The sequence below is a fragment of the Kordia algicida OT-1 genome, from assembly GCF_000154725.1.
In the GTDB taxonomy this organism is placed as follows: Bacteria; Bacteroidota; Bacteroidia; order Flavobacteriales; family Flavobacteriaceae; genus Kordia; species Kordia algicida.
The window spans coordinates 647729-670148 of sequence record NZ_DS544873.1 but is presented as its reverse complement, the minus strand read 5'-3'; the positions used below and the strand labels follow the sequence as shown (position 1 = coordinate 670148).

The following is a 22420-nucleotide window of genomic DNA, read 5'->3' as shown; positions in this document are numbered from 1 at the left end:
GTGAAATTAAGAATAAGCCAAGACTAATAAGAGATATTAAGAATATTTTAAGATATCTTTAACTAGACACACCTATTTTAGTCTTTACAAAAACATATAAAATGTTGTTCAAGAAGCTATCTTCTTTTAAAGAATCTATTTCTAAATTAAATCTAGTTGATTATTTAAGTATAAAGAGTTCTAACTTGGTTTGTATTTGTCATTCAAGTTTTTATATATAAAAACCCTTATCATATAGTTATGATAAGGGTTTTAAAAAAAGGCGGCGACATACTCTCCCACATTTCTGCAGTACCATCTGCGCTAATGGGCTTAACTTCTCTGTTCGGAATGGTAAGAGGTGAGCCCCATTGCTATAACCACCTTAAGCTTTTAATTCCCAACTTGATTGGGAACCTAATAGTATTGAGATTTGAGTAATTAACATTGAGTGTATTAGATTTCTAAATAATCTAACATCTCACTACTATCTAATAAGATAACATATTGAGATAAATAAGAGTTTTTTTGAGTGTTATATAAATAATAAGAAGCCGTACATAAGCCTACGGGTAATTAGTACTACTCGGCTATGACATTACTGCCTTTACACCTATAGCCTATCAACGTGGTCATCTCCCACGACCCTTTAAAGAAATCTCATCTTGTGGTGGGTTTCGCGCTTATATGCTTTCAGCGCTTATCCCTTCCCAACGTAGCTACTCTGCAATGCTCCTGGCGGAACAACAGATACACCAGAGGTTAGTCCAACTCGGTCCTCTCGTACTAGAGTCAGATCCACGCAAATTTCTAACGCCCACAGCAGATAGAGACCGAACTGTCTCACGACGTTCTGAACCCAGCTCGCGTGCCACTTTAATGGGCGAACAGCCCAACCCTTGGGACCTTCTCCAGCCCCAGGATGTGACGAGCCGACATCGAGGTGCCAAACCCCCCCGTCGATGTGAGCTCTTGGGGGAGATCAGCCTGTTATCCCCGGAGTACCTTTTATCCTTTGAGCGATGGCCCTTCCATGCGGAACCACCGGATCACTATGCTCTACTTTCGTACCTGATCGACCTGTATGTCTCTCAGTCAAGCTCCCTTATGCCATTGCACTCTACGCACGGTTACCAAGCGTGCTGAGGGAACCTTTAGAAGCCTCCGTTACTCTTTTGGAGGCGACCACCCCAGTCAAACTACCCACCACGCACTGTTCCTCGTTAGAGGTTAGGCTTCAGATAAGCAAAGGGTGGTATTTCAACAACGACTCCACAACGCCTAGCGACGCCATTTCATAGTCTCCCACCTATCCTACACATTACTTATCCAAAGTCAATACGAAGCTATAGTAAAGGTTCACGGGGTCTTTTCGTCCCGCTGCGGGTAATCGGCATCTTCACCGATACTACAATTTCACCGAGCTCATGGCTGAGACAGTGTCCAGATCGTTGCACCATTCGTGCAGGTCGGAACTTACCCGACAAGGAATTTCGCTACCTTAGGACCGTTATAGTTACGGCCGCCGTTTACTGGGGCTTCAATTCAGATCGTCGCCGAAGCTAAACCCTCCTCTTAACCTTCCAGCACCGGGCAGGTGTCAGGCCTTATACATCATCTTTCGATTTAGCAAAGCCCTATGTTTTTGATAAACAGTCGCCTGGACCTTTTCACTGCGACCCATCCGAAGATGGGCGACCTTTCTCCCGAAGTTACAGGTCGATTTTGCCTAGTTCCTTAGCCATGAATATCTCGAGCACCTTAGAATTCTCATCCCAACTACCTGTGTCGGTTTACGGTACGGGCTGCTTCACTCGGTTTTCTTGGAAGTCGATTTGCTAGATTATCAGCGCGGCCGTAGCCTTACTGTACTATCGAGGTGTTACCACTCTCTTCAACGCACTATTCCGTCAGTGCGCACTAACTTTTCGCCTCCGTCACTTTTAACGTGAGCAGGTAGCAGAATATTAACTGCTTGTCCATCCACTACCCCTTTCGGGTTCGCGTTAGGTCCCGACTAACCCTCAGCTGATTAGCATAGCTGAGGAAACCTTAGTCTTTCGGTGTGCGGGTTTCTCGCCCGCATTATCGTTACTTATGCCTACATTTTCTTTTCTATCCGCTCCAGCAGTCCTCACAGACCACATTCTGCGCAAATAGAATGCTCCCCTACCACTCCTTTGGAGTCCATAGCTTCGGTAATATACTTATGCCCGATTATTATCCATGCTCGACCGCTCGACTAGTGAGCTGTTACGCACTCTTTAAATGAATGGCTGCTTCCAAGCCAACATCCTAGCTGTCTAGGCAGTCAAACCTCGTTTATTCAACTTAGTATATATTTGGGGACCTTAGCTGATGGTCCGGGTTCTTTCCCTCTCGGACATGGACCTTAGCACCCATGCCCTCACTGCATTAAACCATTTTATAGCATTCGGAGTTTGTCAGGAATTGGTAGGCGGTGAAGCCCCCGCATCCAATCAGTAGCTCTACCTCTATAAAACTATTAATACGCTGCACCTAAATGCATTTCGGGGAGTACGAGCTATTTCCGAGTTTGATTGGCCTTTCACCCCTACCCACAGGTCATCCGAAGACTTTTCAACGTCAACCGGTTCGGTCCTCCACTATGTGTTACCACAGCTTCAACCTGCCCATGGGTAGATCACACGGTTTCGCGTCTACCACTACTAACTATAGCGCCCTATTCAGACTCGCTTTCGCTACGGCTCCACACCTGAAGTGTTTAACCTCGCTAGCAACGGTAACTCGTAGGCTCATTATGCAAAAGGCACGCCGTCACTGATAAATCAGCTCCGACCGCTTGTAAGCGTATGGTTTCAGGGTCTATTTCACTCCCTTATTCAGGGTTCTTTTCACCTTTCCCTCACGGTACTAGTTCACTATCGGTCTCTCAGGAGTATTTAGCCTTAGCGGATGGTCCCGCCGAATTCACACAGGGTTACACGTGCCCCGCGCTACTCAGGATACCACTATCTATTATTAATCTTACTTATACGGGACTATCACCCTATATCGTTCCTCTTTCCAAAGGATTCTAATTCAATTAACATAAAATATCGTGGTCCTACAACCCCAATATTGCCGTAACAACATTGGTTTGGGCTATTCCGCGTTCGCTCGCCACTACTAGCGGAATCACTTTTGTTTTCTTCTCCTCCGGGTACTTAGATGTTTCAGTTCTCCGGGTTTGCTTCCTTTCGGATGACATATCTTCAATATGCCGGGTTGCCCCATTCGGATATCTGCGGATCATAGTGTATGTGCCACTAACCACAGCTTTTCGCAGCTTATCACGTCCTTCTTCGCCTCTGAGAGCCTAGGCATTCCCCATACGCCCTTACTTAGCTTATTGTACTTTTTGCTCTTTATTATTTTTGTTCTCTCGATGATTACTTTTAAAATTAATCTCGTTTCTCTTTTTATCTCAATATGTCAATGAACTTTATAATATCCAACTTGATTGGATATCTCATGAAAATTTTTAAAAACCTTCAATGAGATTCCCATTTTCATGGGAACTTGGTGGAGAATATCGGAGTCGAACCGATGACCTCCTGCGTGCAAGGCAGGCGCTCTAGCCAGCTGAGCTAATCCCCCATTCTTTAGTGATGAGTTATTAGTAATGAGTCTTGAGTAAAACTCCTAACAAACCCAACTTCTAAAATTTCCTATTTAATACATATTTTTAATTAACCATTCAAAACTCATAATTCTGAATCCTAAACTCTTAACTAAAATTAGTAGTCTCAGGCAGACTCGAACTGCCGACCTCTACATTATCAGTGTAGCGCTCTAACCAGCTGAGCTATGAGACTCTACTTGTATTTTGTTCAATTTCTTAATTAACAGCTAAGCAAAAACAATCTATCGATCATTTTCAAATTATTCATCGTCGCTCTAGAAAGGAGGTGTTCCAGCCGCACCTTCCGGTACGGCTACCTTGTTACGACTTAGCCCCAGTTACTAGTTTTACCCTAGGCAGCTCCTTACGGTCACCGACTTCAGGTACCCCCAGCTTCCATGGCTTGACGGGCGGTGTGTACAAGGCCCGGGAACGTATTCACCGGATCATGGCTGATATCCGATTACTAGCGATTCCAGCTTCACGGAGTCGAGTTGCAGACTCCGATCCGAACTGAGATAGGTTTTGTAGATTCGCTCCTACTTGCGTAGTGGCTGCTCGCTGTACCTACCATTGTAGCACGTGTGTAGCCCAGGACGTAAGGGCCGTGATGATTTGACGTCATCCCCACCTTCCTCACGGTTTGCACCGGCAGTCTTGTTAGAGTCCCCACCTTTACATGCTGGTAACTAACAACAGGGGTTGCGCTCGTTATAGGACTTAACCTGACACCTCACGGCACGAGCTGACGACAACCATGCAGCACCTTGTAGTATGTCCGAAGAAAAAGGCGTCTCTGCCCCTGTCATACTACATTTAAGCCCTGGTAAGGTTCCTCGCGTATCATCGAATTAAACCACATGCTCCACCGCTTGTGCGGGCCCCCGTCAATTCCTTTGAGTTTCAATCTTGCGATCGTACTCCCCAGGTGGGTTACTTATCACTTTCGCTTAGCCACTCAGACCGAAATCCAAACAGCTAGTAACCATCGTTTACGGCGTGGACTACCAGGGTATCTAATCCTGTTCGCTCCCCACGCTTTCGTCCCTCAGCGTCAGTATATAATTAGTGATCTGCCTTCGCAATCGGTATTCTATGTAATATCTATGCATTTCACCGCTACACTACATATTCTAACCACTTCATTATAACTCAAGTTATTCAGTATCAAAGGCAATTTTACAGTTGAGCTGCAAACTTTCACCTCTGACTTAAACAACCGCCTGCGGACCCTTTAAACCCAATGATTCCGGATAACGCTTGGATCCTCCGTATTACCGCGGCTGCTGGCACGGAGTTAGCCGATCCTTATTCGTAGAGTACCGTCAAATGAATACACGTATTCACGTTTCTTCCTCTATAAAAGAAGTTTACAACCCATAGGGCAGTCTTCCTTCACGCGGCATGGCTGGATCAGAGTTGCCTCCATTGTCCAATATTCCTCACTGCTGCCTCCCGTAGGAGTCTGGTCCGTGTCTCAGTACCAGTGTGGGGGATCCCCCTCTCAGGGCCCCTATCTATCGCTGTCTTGGTAAGCCGTTACCTTACCAACTAACTAATAGAACGCATGACCATCTAATACCGATAAATCTTTAACTATTGAATCATGCAATCCAACAGTACCATGGGGTATTAATCCAAATTTCTCTGGGCTATCCCCCTGTATTAGGTAGGTTTCATACGCGTTACGCACCCGTGCGCCGGTCGTCATCTGGTGCAAGCACCAATGTTACCCCTCGACTTGCATGTGTTAAGCCTGCCGCTAGCGTTCATCCTGAGCCAGGATCAAACTCTTCATCGTTGTTTCTTTATAATATAATTTCTTTCAACTCCGAACAATTCTATTATTCTCAAAAGATGTCTTTGCTTATGTTTTTTATCATTATATTGTCTCCAATATAATTGCTGCTAATCAATATGTCAATGAACTATTTCTTTCTATTTCTTAAACTTCCTTCCGAAAGCGGGTGCAAATATAAAACCCTTTTTTAATTCTACAAAACTTTTTTTGAGATTTTTTTTGAAGCTCTATCGCAAACTTCTTGCCTCCCAAAATAAAGAATTTATCTCTTAGAACTTAACTAAAAACATTCCCGTTTTTAGCGGATGCAAACATACAACCCTTTTTCCTTTCTAACAAAATCTTTTTAAACCTTTTTTGAAAGTTTTTTTAATCAAAAATTAATCTAGCCTTGTAATGAACTTCACTAACACAAACCATGTCTGTTTTAGCGGATGCAAATATAGAAACCTTTTCTTTACCACCTAGACTTTTTAAAAGTTTTTTTTGCCTTTGTTTTTAGTGCCTTTGTAAGTGCTTATTTGCTAGGGAGTTTGGGGTTGGATTTTTTTTGTTGTGGGTTGTGGGTTGTGGGTTGTAAAATAGAAACTTTTTAACTTTAAATGCTAAGCGAAATTAAAGTCTGTAATCGTTGTACTTTTCCAGTGTTGGTTTCAGTAAAGTTTTTTGTAGTGTAAATGTTTTTTGGGATTTCAAATTTGTTAAAATTTTTAGATGTTTTAATGGTTTCCAACAAACTTGAAGTATCAATAGTTTCTTGTGGATCTTCTATAATAAGAATGAGCTTTTTGCCCAATCGTTCATCATCTATTGAAGCAACAAAATAGCGCGTATTGATAAACGGACTCAGCTTCTCCTCTATTTGCTCAGGATGAAGTTTGACGCCACCACTGTTAATCACGTTGTCAAATCGCCCGAGCCAATCAAATTCAGTTTTAGAAATAATATGCACAACATCATTCGTGATAATTTTTCCCTCAGTAATTCTCGGTGCGTGAATTACGAGACAATTTCGATTGTCAGTTTGAATCTGAATATTTGGCAAGGTTTTATAATATGTTTTTTTTCCTTTCGGTAAATGATTCAATGGTTTTGCTGCAATGTGTGTAATGGTTTCTGTCATTCCATAGGTAGCAAATACGTTGGTGGTAACAGTTTGCAAATGTTCAATCAAAGTGGAAGAAGCTGGCGCGCCACCAATAATCAAGGTTTTAATTTGGTGTAATTGTTCCAAAGAATTTTCAACCTGCAATGGAACCATCGCGCAAAAATCATAGTCTTTATCATGGTTCTTCAACGGATTTGAAGTTGGTGCAATTACATCTAACGATAATCCTAAAATCATTGCACGAACCAACATCATCTTCCCCGCAATAAAATTGGAAGGCAGACATTGCAATGCAGCATCACCTGATTTAATTCCAAAAAAATCGCCTGTCGCCAATGCCGAATGTACCATAGCTTGTTTGTCCAAACGAATTGGCTTGGGTTTTCCTGTAGAACCTGACGTAAAGACATCTACATAGGTTTTTTCATCCAACCAATCCAATAAAAAATCACCAAGCGTTTGTTCATGCGGATTTCCTTCTTTTATAAAGCTGTACGCAACTTCTTTTAGCTCTTCATGACCGAAGTGATTTCCGTTTAGTTTAAACTTTCGATGTATATTTTTAAAATTTGGAATCATTTTTGTAAATATTGTTGTGTAAATTTAGAAATAAGCTTGGAAAAATCACTGATTTCTTGATGAGTTTTTACTATTTTAGTGGCTCGTACTTGCTTTTTGCACACAATATTTCACCATAAATAATGTTTGCTTTTAAAGTAGGATTCTCCACATTGATTTTAATTTATAATTTATGACAACATCATATATGAAATTCCCTGTATTGTTACTCTTTTTTATGGTAAGTTTTTGCTTTGCGCAGCATGGTTCAAAAGAAGATTTTCACTTTTTAGAACGTACTGAAGACATCAAAATCAATCTAAAAAAAGGAGATTTTAAAATTGTAAAAAGTATTCATGAAAAAGCTGAATATTTAACCGCAAATAAACTCTATTTTGCCAATGAAATACTTCGCTTTGATAGTTTTACAGAATTGAAAGATATTGAAGCAACAACCTATTTACCAGCTACGGGAAAAACAATTGAAGTTGATTATATAGAAACCAAGCACGAGTTTGATGATGGTATTTTTTACAGCGATCAGCAAACAAAAAATTTTACCTTTCCAGCCGTAACAAAAGGCGCAATTACCGATTTAAAATATAAAGAAGTTATTACAGAACCACACTTTTTAGGTTTGTTTCGCTTTGGAACGTACGCTCCGACAAAAAAAGCAGTGTTGCGTATTGAATTTCCTAAGAATGTTGAAATTGGCTATAGAGAATTCCACACGGAAAATATCAACGTAAGTTTTCATAAAGAAGAAACAAAAAATAGTACTATTTATACGTGGACAACTGAAAATGTTGCTAAATTTTCTAGTGAAGAAAATGCAGAAGCGGCTTTGTACCATTTGCCACATATCATTTTACACATAAAAAATTACACCGAAAAAGGAAAGACAATTCCAATTTTGAACAACGTAGACGATTTGTACAGTTGGTACGCTTCTTTGGCAAAACAAGTGGACGAAAATGATTTGCAAAAAGTGTATAAAATTGCAGAAGACATCGCAAAAGCGCATACAACAGATCGCGAAAAAGCGGAAGCAATTTACAATTGGGTGCAAGAAAATATTACGTATGTCGCTTTTGAAGATGGTTTAGGCGGATTCATTCCACGTGGTGCCGCAAGTGTTTGCAACAACCGTTATGGCGATTGTAAAGACATGGCAAATTTACTGTATGTCATGTTGAATCATGTAGGAATTCCTTCGTTTCGTACGTGGATTGGTACACGCGATCGTCCGTATTTGTATGACGAAGTTCCGACACCAATGGTTGACAATCATATGATTACTGCAACGGTGATCGATAATGACACCATTTTTATTGATGGAACTGACAGTTATGTAAATTTTGGAATGCCAAGTTCTTTTACACAAACAAAAGAAGCGTTGATTGGAATTTCTCCTGAAAAATTTGTCTTAAAAAAAGTACCTGTACAACCTTCTGAGAAAAGCAAAACAATCATCAATACGAACATTACTTTTAAAAACGGAAATATTAATGCTTCCGAAGAACGCGTATTGACAGGTTATGAACGCGTTGATTTTGTCACGGATTATCTTTACAAGAAAAAAGACAATACCGAAGAAGAATTCTTAAACACCACATTGGCATTAGGAAATAACAAAACAAAATATCAAAACATCAAGGTGTCTCCAGTAGCATCTAAACACAAAACGTTGACAGTTTCCTTTGATTTACTGATTGAAAGTTACGCGAAAACAATCGGTTCAAAGACCATTTTAAACCTCAACATTGACCGCACCTTATCTAAGCAAAAAATTGACATTGCCAAACGTAAATATGCCAAAAAGATCGATCATCAGTTTCAAAAAGAATACACAACAACGTTTGTCATTCCAGAAGGTTACAAAGTGACTTCTGTGCCAAAACCGATCAAATATGACGGAAAAGCCTATGGTTTTAGTATTTCTTACGAAGAAAAAGAAGGTAAAATCATTCAACATAAAAACATTTACATCAACACATTACGTATTGAAAAACAAGATTTTGAAGACTGGAATAGTTTTGTGAAAAAATTAATAAAAGCCTACAAAAAAAGTATTATCATTGAAAAGTAAACTAAATTATATGAGAACATTTATTGTTATCCTTTTGTGTTTCTGTTCTACACAAGCATTTTCACAATATTATAAAAATTATGATTGGGCAAAAAAGCCAAAATTACACCAACTTTCTGAGAAAGAAGCCAACGAATCTTCCGTAGGAATTCTTGAAAAATACATGATAGAATATGTCGTTCCCGAATTTGGTAACAATATAAAAAAGTTTGAAACGACACATACCATTGCGCGTGTACACGACGAAAAAGGAATTAAAACACATAATACGGTGTACATTTCTATGTATGATGTCATTGATATTGTAGACATTAAAGCACGAACGATTACACCAAACGGAAAAGTCACATTGCTCAACAAAGACAACATTAAAGAAGTCAAAAATGTAGAAGAATATGGTGATTTTAAAATCTTTGCGATTGAAGGTGCCGAAAAAGATTCGGAAATTGAAGTGTTATACACACTTGAAAAAGAATATTCTGCTTTTGGTAGAGAAACTTTACAAAAAAGCTATCCGATTCGAAAATTAGAATACGATTTCATTATGGGAGATTTGCCAGGACGTATCAAAGTCTACAACGCAAACAGTCAATTTGTTGCAAAAACCTATAATAAAAGAGCAGGAAAACAATTGGTTTTGAAAAATATAGTTCCAATGTTAGAAGAAGAATACGCTACTCCAAATGCTAACAAAACCTATGTTGCTTTTCAGTGTTTCGGACCAGGCACAAATGTCACAGATAGCATGTTATGGAACAATGTTGTAACAAATATTACCGACGGAATGTTTCCAGAAACGGTACATCCTGAGATTGCAAAAATTATTGAAAATTTACTGAAAAATCAAAAAGATGACGATTTTACAAAAGCGTATTTGATAGATGATTATGTAAAAACAAATTATACCATTGTAAAAAATAATAATGCACAACTTTCTGATATTGATTACATTGTCAAAAACAAATCGGCAAGTGATTTAGGAATCATTAAAATTTATGCACACTTACTAAAAGCTGCAAATGTTGAATATTTACCTGTAATTACATCTGATGTGTACGAACATAAATTCGATTCAGAATTCTTCAATCCTGCTGCTTTGCGCGAATTTTTAATCTACATTCCGAAGACATATAACTACATTTCACCAAATCGAGTAGATTATCGCCTGAGTGAAATTCCACCGAATATTCTTGGAAACAAAGGAATTTTTGTAAACGCTAAAAAGCAATACAGCTTTTATAAAATATTGCAAAAAGATCCTGATTTCAGTCGCGTAGTGCGCAACATGAATATTTCTTTTGAAGACGATATGGAATATGTGAAAATTGACCAAAACCAAGAATATTACGGACATTGGGCAATGAACAATCGTGCGTTTTTAAATCTAGCACCTGAGCAACAAATCAAAGAGTTTGAAGATTATTTAACAGGTTCGGGAATTGAAGACAAAGTCGTAAAAAAATATGAGCCAAAAAACAAAGAAATGATGCAATTGGAATACAACAAACCATTTTTGGTAAGTAGTACTATTACATCAGAATCTTTATTGGAAGAAGCTGGCGACAGTTATATTTTTCAGGTTGGAAAAGTCATTGGTACGCAAAGCGAATTGTACCAAGAAACGAAACGTGTCAATCCAATTCAGATGCAATATCCAAATCGTTACAATTACGAAATTGTGGTCAATATTCCTGCCGATTATGACATTGAAGGTTTAGAATCGTTAATCATCAAAAAAGAATTGTTGGATGAAGAAGGCAATCAAAAATGTAAGTTTGAATCCAACTACAAACTAGAAGGCAACAAATTAACGGTTATGATTGAAGAATTCTACAAAGAATACGAATACGATATTACAGAATACGAAGGTTTCCGCGAAGTTATCAATGCGGCTTCCGACTTTAATAAAGCTGCAATCTTGATGAATCCGAAAGAATAAAAATAATTATAATTTACAAAACGCGCTTAGAAATCTGAGCGCGTTTTTTTATACCAAAAACTGACTTTTTAGGCATGAAAATTGATGAAATTATGTATATTTATAAGAACCGATCACGCCAATTTTATGAAATACATTACCGCTGTTTTTCTACTAATTTCACTCAATGCTACTTCACAAACTTTAGACAGTATTTCAAATTACCGCTTGGTAACTCAATTTGAAAACTTGGCAACAGAACAACTCAAAGAAAACATTTACATTCACACAGATAAAGATATTTATGAACCTGGCGAAGATTTATGGTTTAAAGCATATCTACTTAATGGAAACAATGTAAAACTATCACGCGAAACCAATATTATTTTTGTGGAATTGTACAAGCTTGAAAACGATGATCCGTTTATGATTGTACAAGAAAAGTACGAAGCTGCAAATGGTTTTGCCAATGGATATTTATTTTTGGCTGAAATTCTAGAAGATGGCGATTACGAATTGCGCATTCACACAAAAAATACGTTGGAAAGTTCATCAAAAACCATTCGTTCCATAAAACGTATTCAGATTAAAACGAGTATTATTCCAAAGATTTTAATAGATAGTGAATTCTCTCAAAAAACATACAATCGCAAGCAACAAATTTCCTTGAATGTTTCCGTATTTTCTAGAAGTCGAGTTCCGTATAAAAACACATCGCTTATAGCAACTTTATACGCAGGAACTAAAAAATTAGATCGTATTCGTACGGAAACTGATGCCAATGGAGAAGCTAAAATTTCTTTTCCTGTTGATAAAAATAAAAACGCCACAACCATCAAACTCCGTGTAAAAGAAGGAAAAAATAATGCGGAACACAATGTGGAAATTCCTTTTCGGAATATATCTAAAATTCAATTTGGCATGTATCCTGAAGGTGGAAATCTCGTAAACAATCTACCAAATACGGTAGCATTTAAAGCTGTGAATCATTATGGGAAACCGATAAAAATTAAAGGAGAATTGTATGAAAATGGTAAAAAGGTGAACACTTTTGAAACCGTTCATTACGGAATGGGAAAATTTTCATTCACGCCAAAACAAGATCGCTCATACACTGTAAAAATAGTGCGTCCGAAACTTGATAGTATTTTCAAAATTGACAATATAAAAAACACAGGAATCAAATTACAAGTTGACCGACAGACTAAAAATCACGTTCATTTTAGCATTACCAAAACAGCAAATGTTTCCGAACAAAAAGTATACATTCGTGCGCAAAGTCGCGGACTTGTATATTGGATGGCAACTGCTTCTTTAAGCAAACAACGTGTTCGTTTCAAGTTACCGTTAGACAAACTTCCACAAGGAATTGCAGAAGTAACGCTATTTGACCAAAATATGTTTCCAATTGCAGAACGACTCGTGTATGCAAATCTCGATCAGAAGTTACAAGTGTCGCTTTCTGAAATCTCCAAAAGTTCCTTTAGACAAAAAGATAAAGTCACGCTAAAATTTAAAGTTAAAGATCAAAATCAAAATCCTGCCATTGCCAATTTAAGTCTAAGTGTCTGCGATCATTTGTATGTTGACAAAGAAAATGATTACGCCATCATGCCGCATTATTACTTATTTTCTGAATTGAAAGGTCATATTTATGATGCTAGATATTACTTTGATAGCAAGAAGAAAAATCGTGAAAGGTATCTAGATTTACTATTGTTAACGCAAGGTTGGCGAACGTATGTATGGAATGAAACACTTTTTGAAGAACCAAAAAAACGTCTGACGTTTTCGCCAAACATTCAAGGGAAATTATATCAAAAAACGGAAAGCGGAACGCTACAAAATGCTTCAAATGCAGAAATTCGTGTGATTTTACCAAAATCAGTTCGCTCGTCAAAAGTTGATGTAGGCGGAAATTTTTCGTTTACACCATCCATTTTAAAAATTGCACAAGGACATCAATTGACATTTTTTCCAATGGATACCGAAAAGATGATTTTGATATTGGAAGATCCTTTTGAGGAAATTGAAAGCTTAACAAAAAATAAAATGCTCATTTTTCCTGAAACTGATGTGCGCAAAGCTGCCAAAAAACAATCTTCATACGATGCAAAATTTAGCTTTACAGAGACCAATTATTTGGAAGAAGTGAATTTAACAACCTATAAAAATAGAAACAAAAATCGTGGTAAAGCCTATAATTATCAGGGCAGTTCTTCTGATTATGTATGTTTTGAATACAATATTTTGAACTGTGTAAATCACAAAGCGGGACCAAAACCTGAATTTGGTGAAACCTATCGTTTAAATGATGGAAGTTTAGTTACCTACATGGGCGCAAAAGGCGATGAAAGCACGGAAAATCGTGGTTTTGTTTCGACCAAAGGATTTTATCCAGAGAAAGAATTTTACAGTCCGTTGTACGTTGATGCCACAGAAAAAGCATTTCCTGACAACCGAAAAACCTTGTTTTGGGCACCAAATTTAGTTTCTGATGAAAATGGTGAAATTACTGTAAGTTTTTACACTTCTGATGTCCAAACTACGTTTTTAGGAAAGCTAGAAGGTACAAACGGAAATGGTTTACTTGGCGGAACTGTATTTCAGTTTGATGTGAATTGATTTTTTAAATCTCTTTAATTCCCGAAATTTCGTTCAACATGTCACTTTTATCAGGAACTTTTCCGAATATTTTTTCTTTCCAGTTTTTCCATTTGTAAATTTTTGCTAAAATCAATAACATAATTGGGTAGATGATAAACACTGGAAAAAAGATGTCGAAAAATCCCGCAGAAGGTTCAGAAGTATCAATGAACACTGCATCTGTTTGAAGTGCTGACCAATCTGTAGAAATTAATAATGCTGTCAAAATATTATTACCAGCATGAAAACCAAGTGCTAATTCCATTCCTTCGTCCATTAAAGTCATAATTCCTAAAATGAAACCTGTACCTATATAATATACCATGGAAATGTAACCTAATTTTTCAACTTCAGGATTTGCAGCATGCATAACTCCAAAAATTACTGAAGTAAATAATAAAGGAATCCATTTTCGACGCAAATACGTTTGATTGGTTTTCGTAAGGCTATCTATTAAGAACACTAATAATAACATTAACAATCCAGTATATCCTAAATTAGTATACATTTCCAATTTAAAGTTTGCATACAAAACAATATAAGTTACTGGCGCAATTGCTGAAACTATTACCAAAATAGGAATCCATTTATTTTCTTTTAAATTCACTCCTATTCCCTGCATTAAATATCCTCTAAAGAGGTATTCTTCAAAACTTGTTTGAAATGGAAGAAAAAGCAAAGAAATGAATAACAGCGTTACAAAAGGTTCCAGTTTAAAATTCCATATCAATCCTTCTGGGGCTAAATAATAACCAATTCCAAAAATTGCTAAATTAAAAATTACAACTAAAGAGAGTCCAACAAATATTCGTTTCCAATCTATTTCTTTTCGGGATGTTGTCAATGCAGTGAACGATAATTTATGAAGTACTTTGTTAGAGAATAATATTCCTGCCAAACCAAAAGCAAACGATACGATCATTAAGAACAAGAATAAATTTGACCCTAATAATTCCACCATACCGCCTATAGTTTGTGTATTACTATCAGTACTTAGCAGTTCATAAACACTCAAATCATCGTCATTCGCTTTTTGAAAAACTTTAATCATTAATACTAGCAAAAGCGGAATTGAACCTAAAAACTGCCATGTAAAAAACGTAATAAAAGTTCCTAGAATGTAACGCCAAAATTCATATCTACCTTTATAAGCTTGTTGTATAAACATGTTTTTATTTTTTTATTTTATATAGGGAACTTCCCACGATTTTTTAGTATTGTAATGCAACGCACCATTTTCAATAATTAATGGCGCTTCAAAATTATTCGTATACAAACTTCCTGTACCCAAACCTTGTGGAAGTTTGCTTTGTAAGGTGTAAGTCCATTGCGCAATGGCGTTGAGTCCAATATTGCTTTCTAGCGCGCTGGTAATCCACCAATCAATTTGTTGATTATTTGCTAATGAAATCCATTCGTTGCTTCCGCGATAACCACCAACCAAACTCGGTTTCAAAATAATGTATTGTGGCTGAATGGTTTCTAGTACTTTTTTCTTTTCTTCGGAATGAAATATGCCAATCAATTCCTCATCAAGTGCAATAGGTAACGGCGTCACTTCACAGAGTTTTGCCATTTCTTGCCATTGGTTTTGTTTGATCGGTTGTTCGATAGAGTGCAAATCCAATTCCGACAAACGCTTAAGTTTTTCCAACGCATTTTCGGGTGTAAATGCTCCGTTTGCATCTACGCGTAATTCAATATCGTTTACGGAATATTCTCTGCGAATGCTTTGTAAGAGTTTGAGTTCTGTGTCAAAATCAATCGCACCAATCTTCATTTTAATACAGGAAAAACCTGCTGACAACTTTTCTTTGATTTGCGATTTCATAAACGTTTCATCGCCCATCCATATTAAACCATTGATGTCAATTGCTTCTTTTCCTTCTGTAAATGCTGATGGGTGCAATAAGTATGGTGATTGTGAACGCAAAGATCGAAATGCTTGTTCAACACCAAATTGAATGGACGGAAATTCGATTAATTCTTGCAATAACGCTTCTTCTCCAAGCTCAATATTTTCACACGTCCAACGTAACTTTTCTTCATATTCTGGCACATCATCAATACTCAAACTTCGTAAAATTCCGCACTCGCCTATTCCTTGTTTCCCTTCCGATTCGAGGTAAATAAACCATGTTTCTTTCTGTTTTAAAATTCCGCGCGATGTTCCACTTGGTCTTTTAAAATTTAGAATATGTTTGTGGTGGGTTGCTTTCATTTTTGGTATTTTGGTATTCTGGTATTTTGGTATTCTGGTATTTTGGTATGCTGGTATTTTGGTATGCTGGTATGTTATCGTTTTAAACTTGACATTAATTTTGAGAGCATTTTTATGATTGATTGCAATTCGTTTATGAGTTTCTCGCTGTCTTTTTGATTTAAAAAATTTAAATCTGAAGCGATTAATAATTGTGTTTCTATTTCATACGCTGAACCAATTGCTATTTCTAAGAATCGGTAAAAATCTTTATTAGACCTTCTAGAAGCGCCTTCTGCTATATTTGAAGCTATAGAGACACTTGCACGTCTTAACTGACTTACCAAACCAAATCTTTCGTTATCAGGGAAATTAGCTGTTGCTCCATAAATAGAAGTACAAAATACTCTACTTGACTTCCATACTTCCAATTCTTTAAATCTATGCATAAATAACCTTTGAAATTCTACTAAAATACCAACATACAAAAATACTAAAGTCTACACTTCAAAGCTATCTCCAATTTCCAACAACACCAATTCCTTATGACGATCTGCAAATTTCTGTTTTGCTTCCACTTGATCGATCTTTATTGGAGGAAACGAATCGTAATGATAGCCAAGTACTTTGTCACATTCTACGAAGTCACTTGCCGTGATTGCATCGTCAATTCCCATCGTAAAGGTATCGCCAATTGGTAAAATCGCTAGATCTAGTTTTGTTTGCAACGGAATGAGTTTCATATCATATGTCAACGCAGTATCTCCCGCAATATAGATTGATTTTCCATTTGCTGTGAGCACAAATCCGCCAGGTTGTCCGCCGTACGAACCATCTGGAAATGAAGATGTATGAATTGCGTTTACATATTTTGCTGAAAACGTGTTTGTTTTGTACGTTCCACCGTGATTCATGGCAAAAACCTCCAAGTCCTTTTCACCAAAATGATTTGCCACTTCATAATTTGCCACAATGGTTGCATTTGTATTTTTGGCAATTGCTTCTACATCTAAAATATGATCTTGATGTGCGTGTGTTACCAAAATATAATCAGCTTTCAAATCGTTGATATTAATATGAGAAGCTAAAGAATTTCCTGTGATAAAAGGATCTACAATGATGTTTGTTTCTTCAAATTCTATGTGCAAAGAAGCGTGTCCTAAGAATGTTATTTTCATATTTTTTTGGTTTTTCATTAATTAAAAATAGCAAATAATATCGCGTACAGAAATGTACTTAATGCCACTTTTTTCAATTCTGGATCAAGTTCTCTGTGAATGATATTTTTTCCAACGACAATCATATTCAGCACTAACGGAATGAAAGCGATTAAAACGATGTATTGTGTTGGAGAGAAATAGTTTCTGTTGATGTACCAAACGGAACAAATTAACGCACCAATGATTAATGCATAGTGATATCGTTTTGCATTCTGACTCCCGATTTTCACAACTAACGTATTTTTTCCGTGCGATTTGTCTTTAATACGATCGCGCATGTTGTTTAAATTCAACACGGCAGCACTGAGTAATCCAACGGCAGTTGCAGGCAAGAAAATGTCAAAATTAATGGTTTTGGTATATAAAAAGTAGCTTCCTACCACACTCAACCATCCGAAGAAAAGAAATACGAAAACATCACCCAACCCTGAATAACCATAGGCACTTTTTCCAACGGTATATTTAACCGCAGCAATAATCGAGGTAATTCCTAAAAAGAAAAATAATACGGAATAACTAAAATTGTCACTTCCAAAAGCAACATAGATGACCAATAAAGCTAAAATTAGTGTAAGAATCGCGGTAAGAATCATGGCATTTTTCATTTGCTTTGGCGAAATAATTCCGGAAGCAACCATACGCTGTTCTCCTTCTCTATCGTCATCTGTACCACGGATTCCATCACCATAATCATTAGCAAAGTTTGATAACACTTGAAAGCCTACTGTTGTTAAAATACATAACCAAAACAATAAAGACCTTAGCATTGAAGGGCAGCCAAAACAGCAATTTAAACCTTCTTTTAAGTATAACCAACTATATGTATTTCCCAACGAACAACCCACTATAATCCCAGAAATGGACAAAGGTAAAGTTCGTAATCGTGCGGCAGCAAGCCATGGTTTTATCATGTACGCGTAATTTTTGTAAAGATACACTTTTAAAGAATTATGAAAAACTGCATTGGTATTGTTTTTGCTCAGGCCTTATCATAATATTCTATTAATTTTTTGTGTGCAATTCGGAGTTTTACTTACATTGCGCTCAAGTTTTTACACGACAAACATGAAAATAGCATTTCGTATCTTATTGTTATTATTTCCATTATTGTTTCTTCAGGCACAAGAAACGGCGGTTTGGAATACATATCAAGCCAAACAAGAAAAAGGTGTAAGTTCTACAAATTTACGTATGGATTTAATTGATAAAGCGCCGATTAATGGTTATGATTTTTTGTTTTATATAAAGATTAAATACAGAGTTACGAAAGAAAGTGATTTTCCCGTTGGCAATAAGTTGAAGAAAATGTATCTCATTAAAGATGCAATTACTGATCGAATGAACTCCGTTGGTGATAATTATTATGTAGGTTCGTTTATGTATGATGGCAGTCGTTTTGAGTATTATTATGTGAAAGATGCTACAGGTATTGAACGACAGATTGATAAATTATTCAAAAATAAGTTTCGCGGAGAAAAATATGATGTTTTCGTAAAAGCTGATCCTTCTTGGGATTTGTATATCAATTTCTTGTATCCAAATGACGAAATTAAAAATTTTATGTCGAATCGTGATACGGTAATTCAGCTTGAAAATGCAGGTGATGATCTTTCTACTTCTCGAAAAATAGATCATTATGCCACGTTTTCGTCTCAGAATGACATGAATTTATTCGCGGAAGCTATTGAAAAACTTTCCTATAAAGTTTCCTACAAAAAGAAAATAGGAAATCAGAAATTTCCGCACGAGATAAAATTCCACAGAAAAAATTCCACTACGATGGAAAGCGTGACCAAATTCACAACCGAACTTATTGAACTTTGCAAAGAGTTTAATGGCAATTATGATGGTTGGGAAACGTATGTGGTTAGAAAATAAATGGGTCTTGGGTCTTAAAAAGTACATTTTTTACTTCGAAAAGTATTTTTTTTAGACGCACTTTGTTTTTAGATTCGCTTCGCTCAATTCAAAGATTCAAAATTTAAAGATTTAAGGTTGTTTCGATTTTAGAAACTTTGGGTTTAGATTTGCTACGCTTTTAGACTTGTTTTTGCGTCGCAAAAACCTCTTAGAACGCTTTGCTTTTAGAACTTTTTTAATCGTCATTGCGAACGTAGTGAAGCAATCTGCTTCTTTTTAATCTGTTTCATACTTTGAAACTAATTGATACATTTCCAAATTTTCAAATTGCTACATTAATTAGACGCGCTTTGCTTTTAGATCGCTCCGCTATTAGGTTTTTAGCTCTTTCGTCACGATTTTGCACTAATGTTTTGAATATAAAAGTGTTTGAAACGTCTTTGCGAACGTTTTAAAAAAACGTGTGGCAATCTGCTCATTGAGATACAACTTACTTCGTCATACTTCTTCGTAAAGACATTTGGAAATCATGTTCAGTTTCAATTTCGAGTTTAAATTCAAAACCGAATGCCAACGCCCATATTTACTGTATGAATGTTTTCGTTGTAACGATTTCCTGAAGTATCGCCATCTAAATCTAACTTTGTAAAATCGGCAGAAACCTCAACATAAAATTTTTCTGTTAAGTCGTATGCAGCTCCAAATCCCCAATTGATACCACTTTGAGAATCATTGAAACGATCGCCATTTGGTTGTACAACTGGACTCGGATTGTTAAAGCTAAATTGCGGATTGGCTGTGTTTAGCGATGTTGAAAAAAAGCTATATCCAATAGAAACATAAGGTTTTAACTTCGGAATAGTATTCAGATTGAATTCACCTATGAGTTCTGGCTTTAAGACAAATGCACCACCATTAATGTCATCCACAAAATTATAATTAAAATAATCGGCTGTAAAAGATATTTTTGGCGAAATAAGTTTGGTATCTGCAAATTGATATCTAAAATCCAAACCTATCAATCCGTCATACGCAAAGACCATAAAATTATCGCCTGTTGACAACGGATAATGAATTCCAAGATCACACACACGTTCTGAGTTTTGTGAAATTCCCACATAAAAACTCAAAATACAGAAACACGTTATTAGTTTTTTCATTTTTGATTGATTTATGATATACTAACGAAGTTTTAGCTGGATTATTTTTATGTTTTTTTTCGTTGTTTGTTTTTTGTTTTTTGTTAAACTCTCAATACAAATATCTCAATACTCAATACTAATATCCAAATATAATTTATATCACGGAATCCATTTTTTCTCAAAGTTCGGTTTGCGTTTTTCCAAAAATGCGTCGCGTCCTTCTTTGGCTTCGTCTGTCATGTACGCCAAACGTGTAGCTTCTCCTGCAAATACTTGCTGTCCTACCATTCCATCATCGGTTAAGTTCATTGCAAACTTTAACATTTTTATTGATGTTGGAGATTTTGCCAAGATTTCCTGTGCCCATTCAAAAGCTGTATCTTCCAATTCGTCATGTGGAATTACCGCATTGACCATGCCCATTTCATACGCTTCTTGTGCAGAGTAGTTTCTTCCCAAGAAAAAGATTTCACGTGCCTTTTTCTGTCCAACCATTTTTGCCAAATACGCCGAACCGTAACCTGCGTCAAAACTCGTTACATCAGCATCCGTTTGCTTAAAAATGGCATGTTCTTTACTTGCCAACGTTAAATCACAAACCACATGCAAACTATGTCCGCCACCAACTGCCCAACCTGGCACTACGCAAATCACTGCTTTTGGCATGAAACGAATGAGACGTTGTACTTCTAAAATATTTAATCTGTGGTAACCATCTTGTCCAACATAACCTTGATGACCACGCGCTTTTTGATCGCCACCACTACAAAAAGAATACACACCATCTTTGGATGATGGACCTTCCGCAGAAAGCAACACAACGCCGATGTTAACATCTTCGTGTGCATCTTTGAACGCATCTAACAATTCACTTGTGGTATGCGGACGAAATGCATTGCGCACATCAGGTCTGTTAAAGGCAATTCTAGCAACGCCATCCGCCTTTTTATACGTAATATCATCGTACTCTTTTACCGTTTTCCAGTCTGGTTTACTCATATTTTTTAGTATTTTGCGTAAAAATAATTCATTTTACACAGTTAACAAGAATTTATTGATTCAAATTCTTATCATTTTATTGACATTTAAATTATCTATTTCTGATGAAAAAAATATTTCTATCTACTTTTTTAGCTTGTTTTTCAATGGTCGCTTTCGCGCAAGATTTTCAATTTAAAACTACTATTGATTTGGAAGCGACGCCAGTAATTAGTCAAGGGCGAACTGGAACTTGCTGGAGTTTTTCGGCTTCTTCTTTTTTGGAATCTGAAATTATTCGGTTGACAGGAAAACAGATTGATATTTCAGAAATGTATAATGTTCGCAATACGTATCCGAAGAAAGCTTGGAATTATGTGATGCGACAAGGAAAAGCACAATTTAGTGAAGGCGGATTGGCGCATGATGTTATGAATGCTGTAAAATCACACGGATTGGTTCCAAATAGTGCGTATTCTGGCTTGCAAACATTACAACAAAATCACAATCATGCCGAAATGGTAGCGGTTTTGAAAGCAATGTTGGATGCATATATTAAAAATCCTGCAAAAAAGTTATCGCCTAATTGGAAACGTACTATAGCAAGTGTGTTGGATATTTATTTAGGAAAACGACCAGAATCTTTTGTTTACGAAGGAAAAACTTATACACCACAATCATTTTTGGAAATGACGAAGATCAATCCAGATGATTATGTGACCATTACTTCGTTTACACACCAACCCTATTACGAATCTTTTATTTTAAATATTCCTGATAATTTTTCAAACGGAAGTTTTTATAATGTTACGCTAGACGAATTGGTAGCAGTAACTGAAAATGCGCTAAAAACAGGTTATACTGTGGAGTTGGATTGCGATGTATCGGAAGCTTCATTTTCGGCAAAATATGCCGTAGCAACCATTCCAGAAACGCCTGTTGCCAATAGAAAAAGTTTTACGGCAAAAATTCTCAAAGAAAAATCGGTTTCCGCAAGATATCGTCAGCAAGAATTTGAAAATTATACAACAACCGACGATCATTTGATGCACATCACAGGAATGGCAACCGATCAAAACGGAAATAAGTATTTTAGAGTAAAAAACTCATGGGGAAGTAACACAGCTCGTGTTCCAAATGACGGACATGTGCATATGAGTGAAGCTTTTTTCAGACTGAAAACGATTTCTGTCATGGTTCATAAAGATGCCTTACCAAAAGCATTACGCCAAAAGTTGAAGTTGTAACTTTTACAATCAGTTGTGTACTGATACT

The 22420-nt window shown here is 36.7% G+C and carries 13 protein-coding genes, 2 tRNA genes and 3 rRNA genes; 5 read left to right on the top strand and 13 right to left on the bottom strand.

Annotated features, from left to right (window positions below; translation table 11 throughout):
* Window positions 1-257: 257 nt before the first annotated feature.
* The 6 genes from rrf to KAOT1_RS02970 all read right to left on the bottom strand — a co-directional run bounded on the left by rrf (window position 258) and on the right by KAOT1_RS02970 (window position 7113).
* Window positions 258-367: ribosomal RNA gene (rrf, locus tag KAOT1_RS02995) — 5S ribosomal RNA — on the bottom strand.
* A 168-nt stretch (window positions 368-535) separates the two neighbouring features.
* Window positions 536-3355: ribosomal RNA gene (locus KAOT1_RS02990) — 23S ribosomal RNA — on the bottom strand.
* Window positions 3356-3523: 168 nt separating this feature from the next.
* A tRNA-Ala gene (locus KAOT1_RS02985) sits at window positions 3524-3600 on the bottom strand.
* 144 nt (window positions 3601-3744) lie between these two features.
* Window positions 3745-3818, bottom strand: a tRNA-Ile gene (locus KAOT1_RS02980).
* An 86-nt stretch (window positions 3819-3904) separates the two neighbouring features.
* Window positions 3905-5426 (bottom strand): 16S ribosomal RNA (locus tag KAOT1_RS02975).
* The 16S, 23S and 5S rRNA genes sit together here with 2 tRNA genes alongside, the layout of an rRNA operon.
* Window positions 5427-6024: 598 nt before the next feature.
* The gene (locus KAOT1_RS02970) at window positions 6025-7113 is read right to left on the bottom strand and encodes an AMP-binding protein (RefSeq protein WP_007093208.1); all 1089 of its coding nucleotides are present in this window, start codon (window positions 7111-7113) and stop codon (window positions 6025-6027) included.
* A 172-nt stretch (window positions 7114-7285) separates the two neighbouring features.
* On the opposite strand from KAOT1_RS02970, the gene KAOT1_RS21810 reads away from it, so the two are divergent.
* From KAOT1_RS21810 to KAOT1_RS02955, 3 genes are all read left to right on the top strand, one after another.
* Entirely contained in the window at window positions 7286-9181 is a 1896-nt protein-coding gene (locus KAOT1_RS21810) for a DUF3857 domain-containing transglutaminase family protein (RefSeq protein WP_083777277.1), read from the top strand.
* A gap of 10 nt (window positions 9182-9191) precedes the next feature.
* Complete coding sequence (locus tag KAOT1_RS02960) at window positions 9192-11120, top strand: DUF3857 domain-containing protein (RefSeq protein ID WP_040559287.1); 1929 nt, start codon at window positions 9192-9194, stop codon at window positions 11118-11120.
* Window positions 11121-11246: 126 nt separating this feature from the next.
* Complete coding sequence (locus KAOT1_RS02955; RefSeq protein ID WP_007093205.1) at window positions 11247-13724, top strand: hypothetical protein; 2478 nt, start codon at window positions 11247-11249, stop codon at window positions 13722-13724.
* Between the two features lie 4 nt (window positions 13725-13728).
* On the opposite strand, the gene KAOT1_RS22655 is transcribed toward KAOT1_RS02955, so the two are convergent.
* The 5 genes from KAOT1_RS22655 to menA form a co-directional block, all read right to left on the bottom strand.
* Window positions 13729-14913, bottom strand: a complete 1185-nt coding sequence (locus KAOT1_RS22655) for a CPBP family glutamic-type intramembrane protease (protein WP_007093204.1) — start codon at window positions 14911-14913, stop codon at window positions 13729-13731.
* A gap of 12 nt (window positions 14914-14925) precedes the next feature.
* The gene (locus KAOT1_RS02940) at window positions 14926-15966 is read right to left on the bottom strand and encodes an o-succinylbenzoate synthase (protein WP_007093203.1); all 1041 of its coding nucleotides are present in this window, start codon (window positions 15964-15966) and stop codon (window positions 14926-14928) included.
* A 74-nt stretch (window positions 15967-16040) separates the two neighbouring features.
* A complete protein-coding gene (locus KAOT1_RS02935) occupies window positions 16041-16394 on the bottom strand; it encodes a four helix bundle protein (protein ID WP_007093202.1) in 354 nt (117 codons plus the stop codon).
* A gap of 51 nt (window positions 16395-16445) precedes the next feature.
* Window positions 16446-17123 (bottom strand): metal-dependent hydrolase, encoded by a 678-nt coding sequence (locus KAOT1_RS02930; protein WP_007093201.1) that lies wholly within the window; start codon window positions 17121-17123, stop codon window positions 16446-16448.
* A 17-nt stretch (window positions 17124-17140) separates the two neighbouring features.
* Complete coding sequence (gene menA, locus KAOT1_RS02925; protein WP_007093200.1) at window positions 17141-18076, bottom strand: 1,4-dihydroxy-2-naphthoate octaprenyltransferase; 936 nt, start codon at window positions 18074-18076, stop codon at window positions 17141-17143.
* Window positions 18077-18230: 154 nt separating this feature from the next.
* On the opposite strand from menA, the gene KAOT1_RS02920 reads away from it, so the two are divergent.
* Window positions 18231-19043 (top strand): DUF695 domain-containing protein, encoded by an 813-nt coding sequence (locus tag KAOT1_RS02920; protein ID WP_007093199.1) that lies wholly within the window; start codon window positions 18231-18233, stop codon window positions 19041-19043.
* A gap of 539 nt (window positions 19044-19582) precedes the next feature.
* Here KAOT1_RS02920 and KAOT1_RS02915 read toward each other — a convergent pair.
* Both KAOT1_RS02915 and KAOT1_RS02910 read right to left on the bottom strand, forming a co-directional pair.
* The gene (locus KAOT1_RS02915; RefSeq protein WP_083777276.1) at window positions 19583-20185 is read right to left on the bottom strand and encodes an outer membrane protein; all 603 of its coding nucleotides are present in this window, start codon (window positions 20183-20185) and stop codon (window positions 19583-19585) included.
* A gap of 141 nt (window positions 20186-20326) precedes the next feature.
* A complete protein-coding gene (locus KAOT1_RS02910; RefSeq protein ID WP_007093197.1) occupies window positions 20327-21166 on the bottom strand; it encodes a 1,4-dihydroxy-2-naphthoyl-CoA synthase in 840 nt (279 codons plus the stop codon).
* A gap of 104 nt (window positions 21167-21270) precedes the next feature.
* Here KAOT1_RS02910 and KAOT1_RS02905 point away from each other — a divergent pair, with 104 nt between their 5' ends.
* Complete coding sequence (locus KAOT1_RS02905) at window positions 21271-22392, top strand: C1 family peptidase (protein WP_007093196.1); 1122 nt, start codon at window positions 21271-21273, stop codon at window positions 22390-22392.
* Window positions 22393-22420 lie beyond the last annotated feature (28 nt).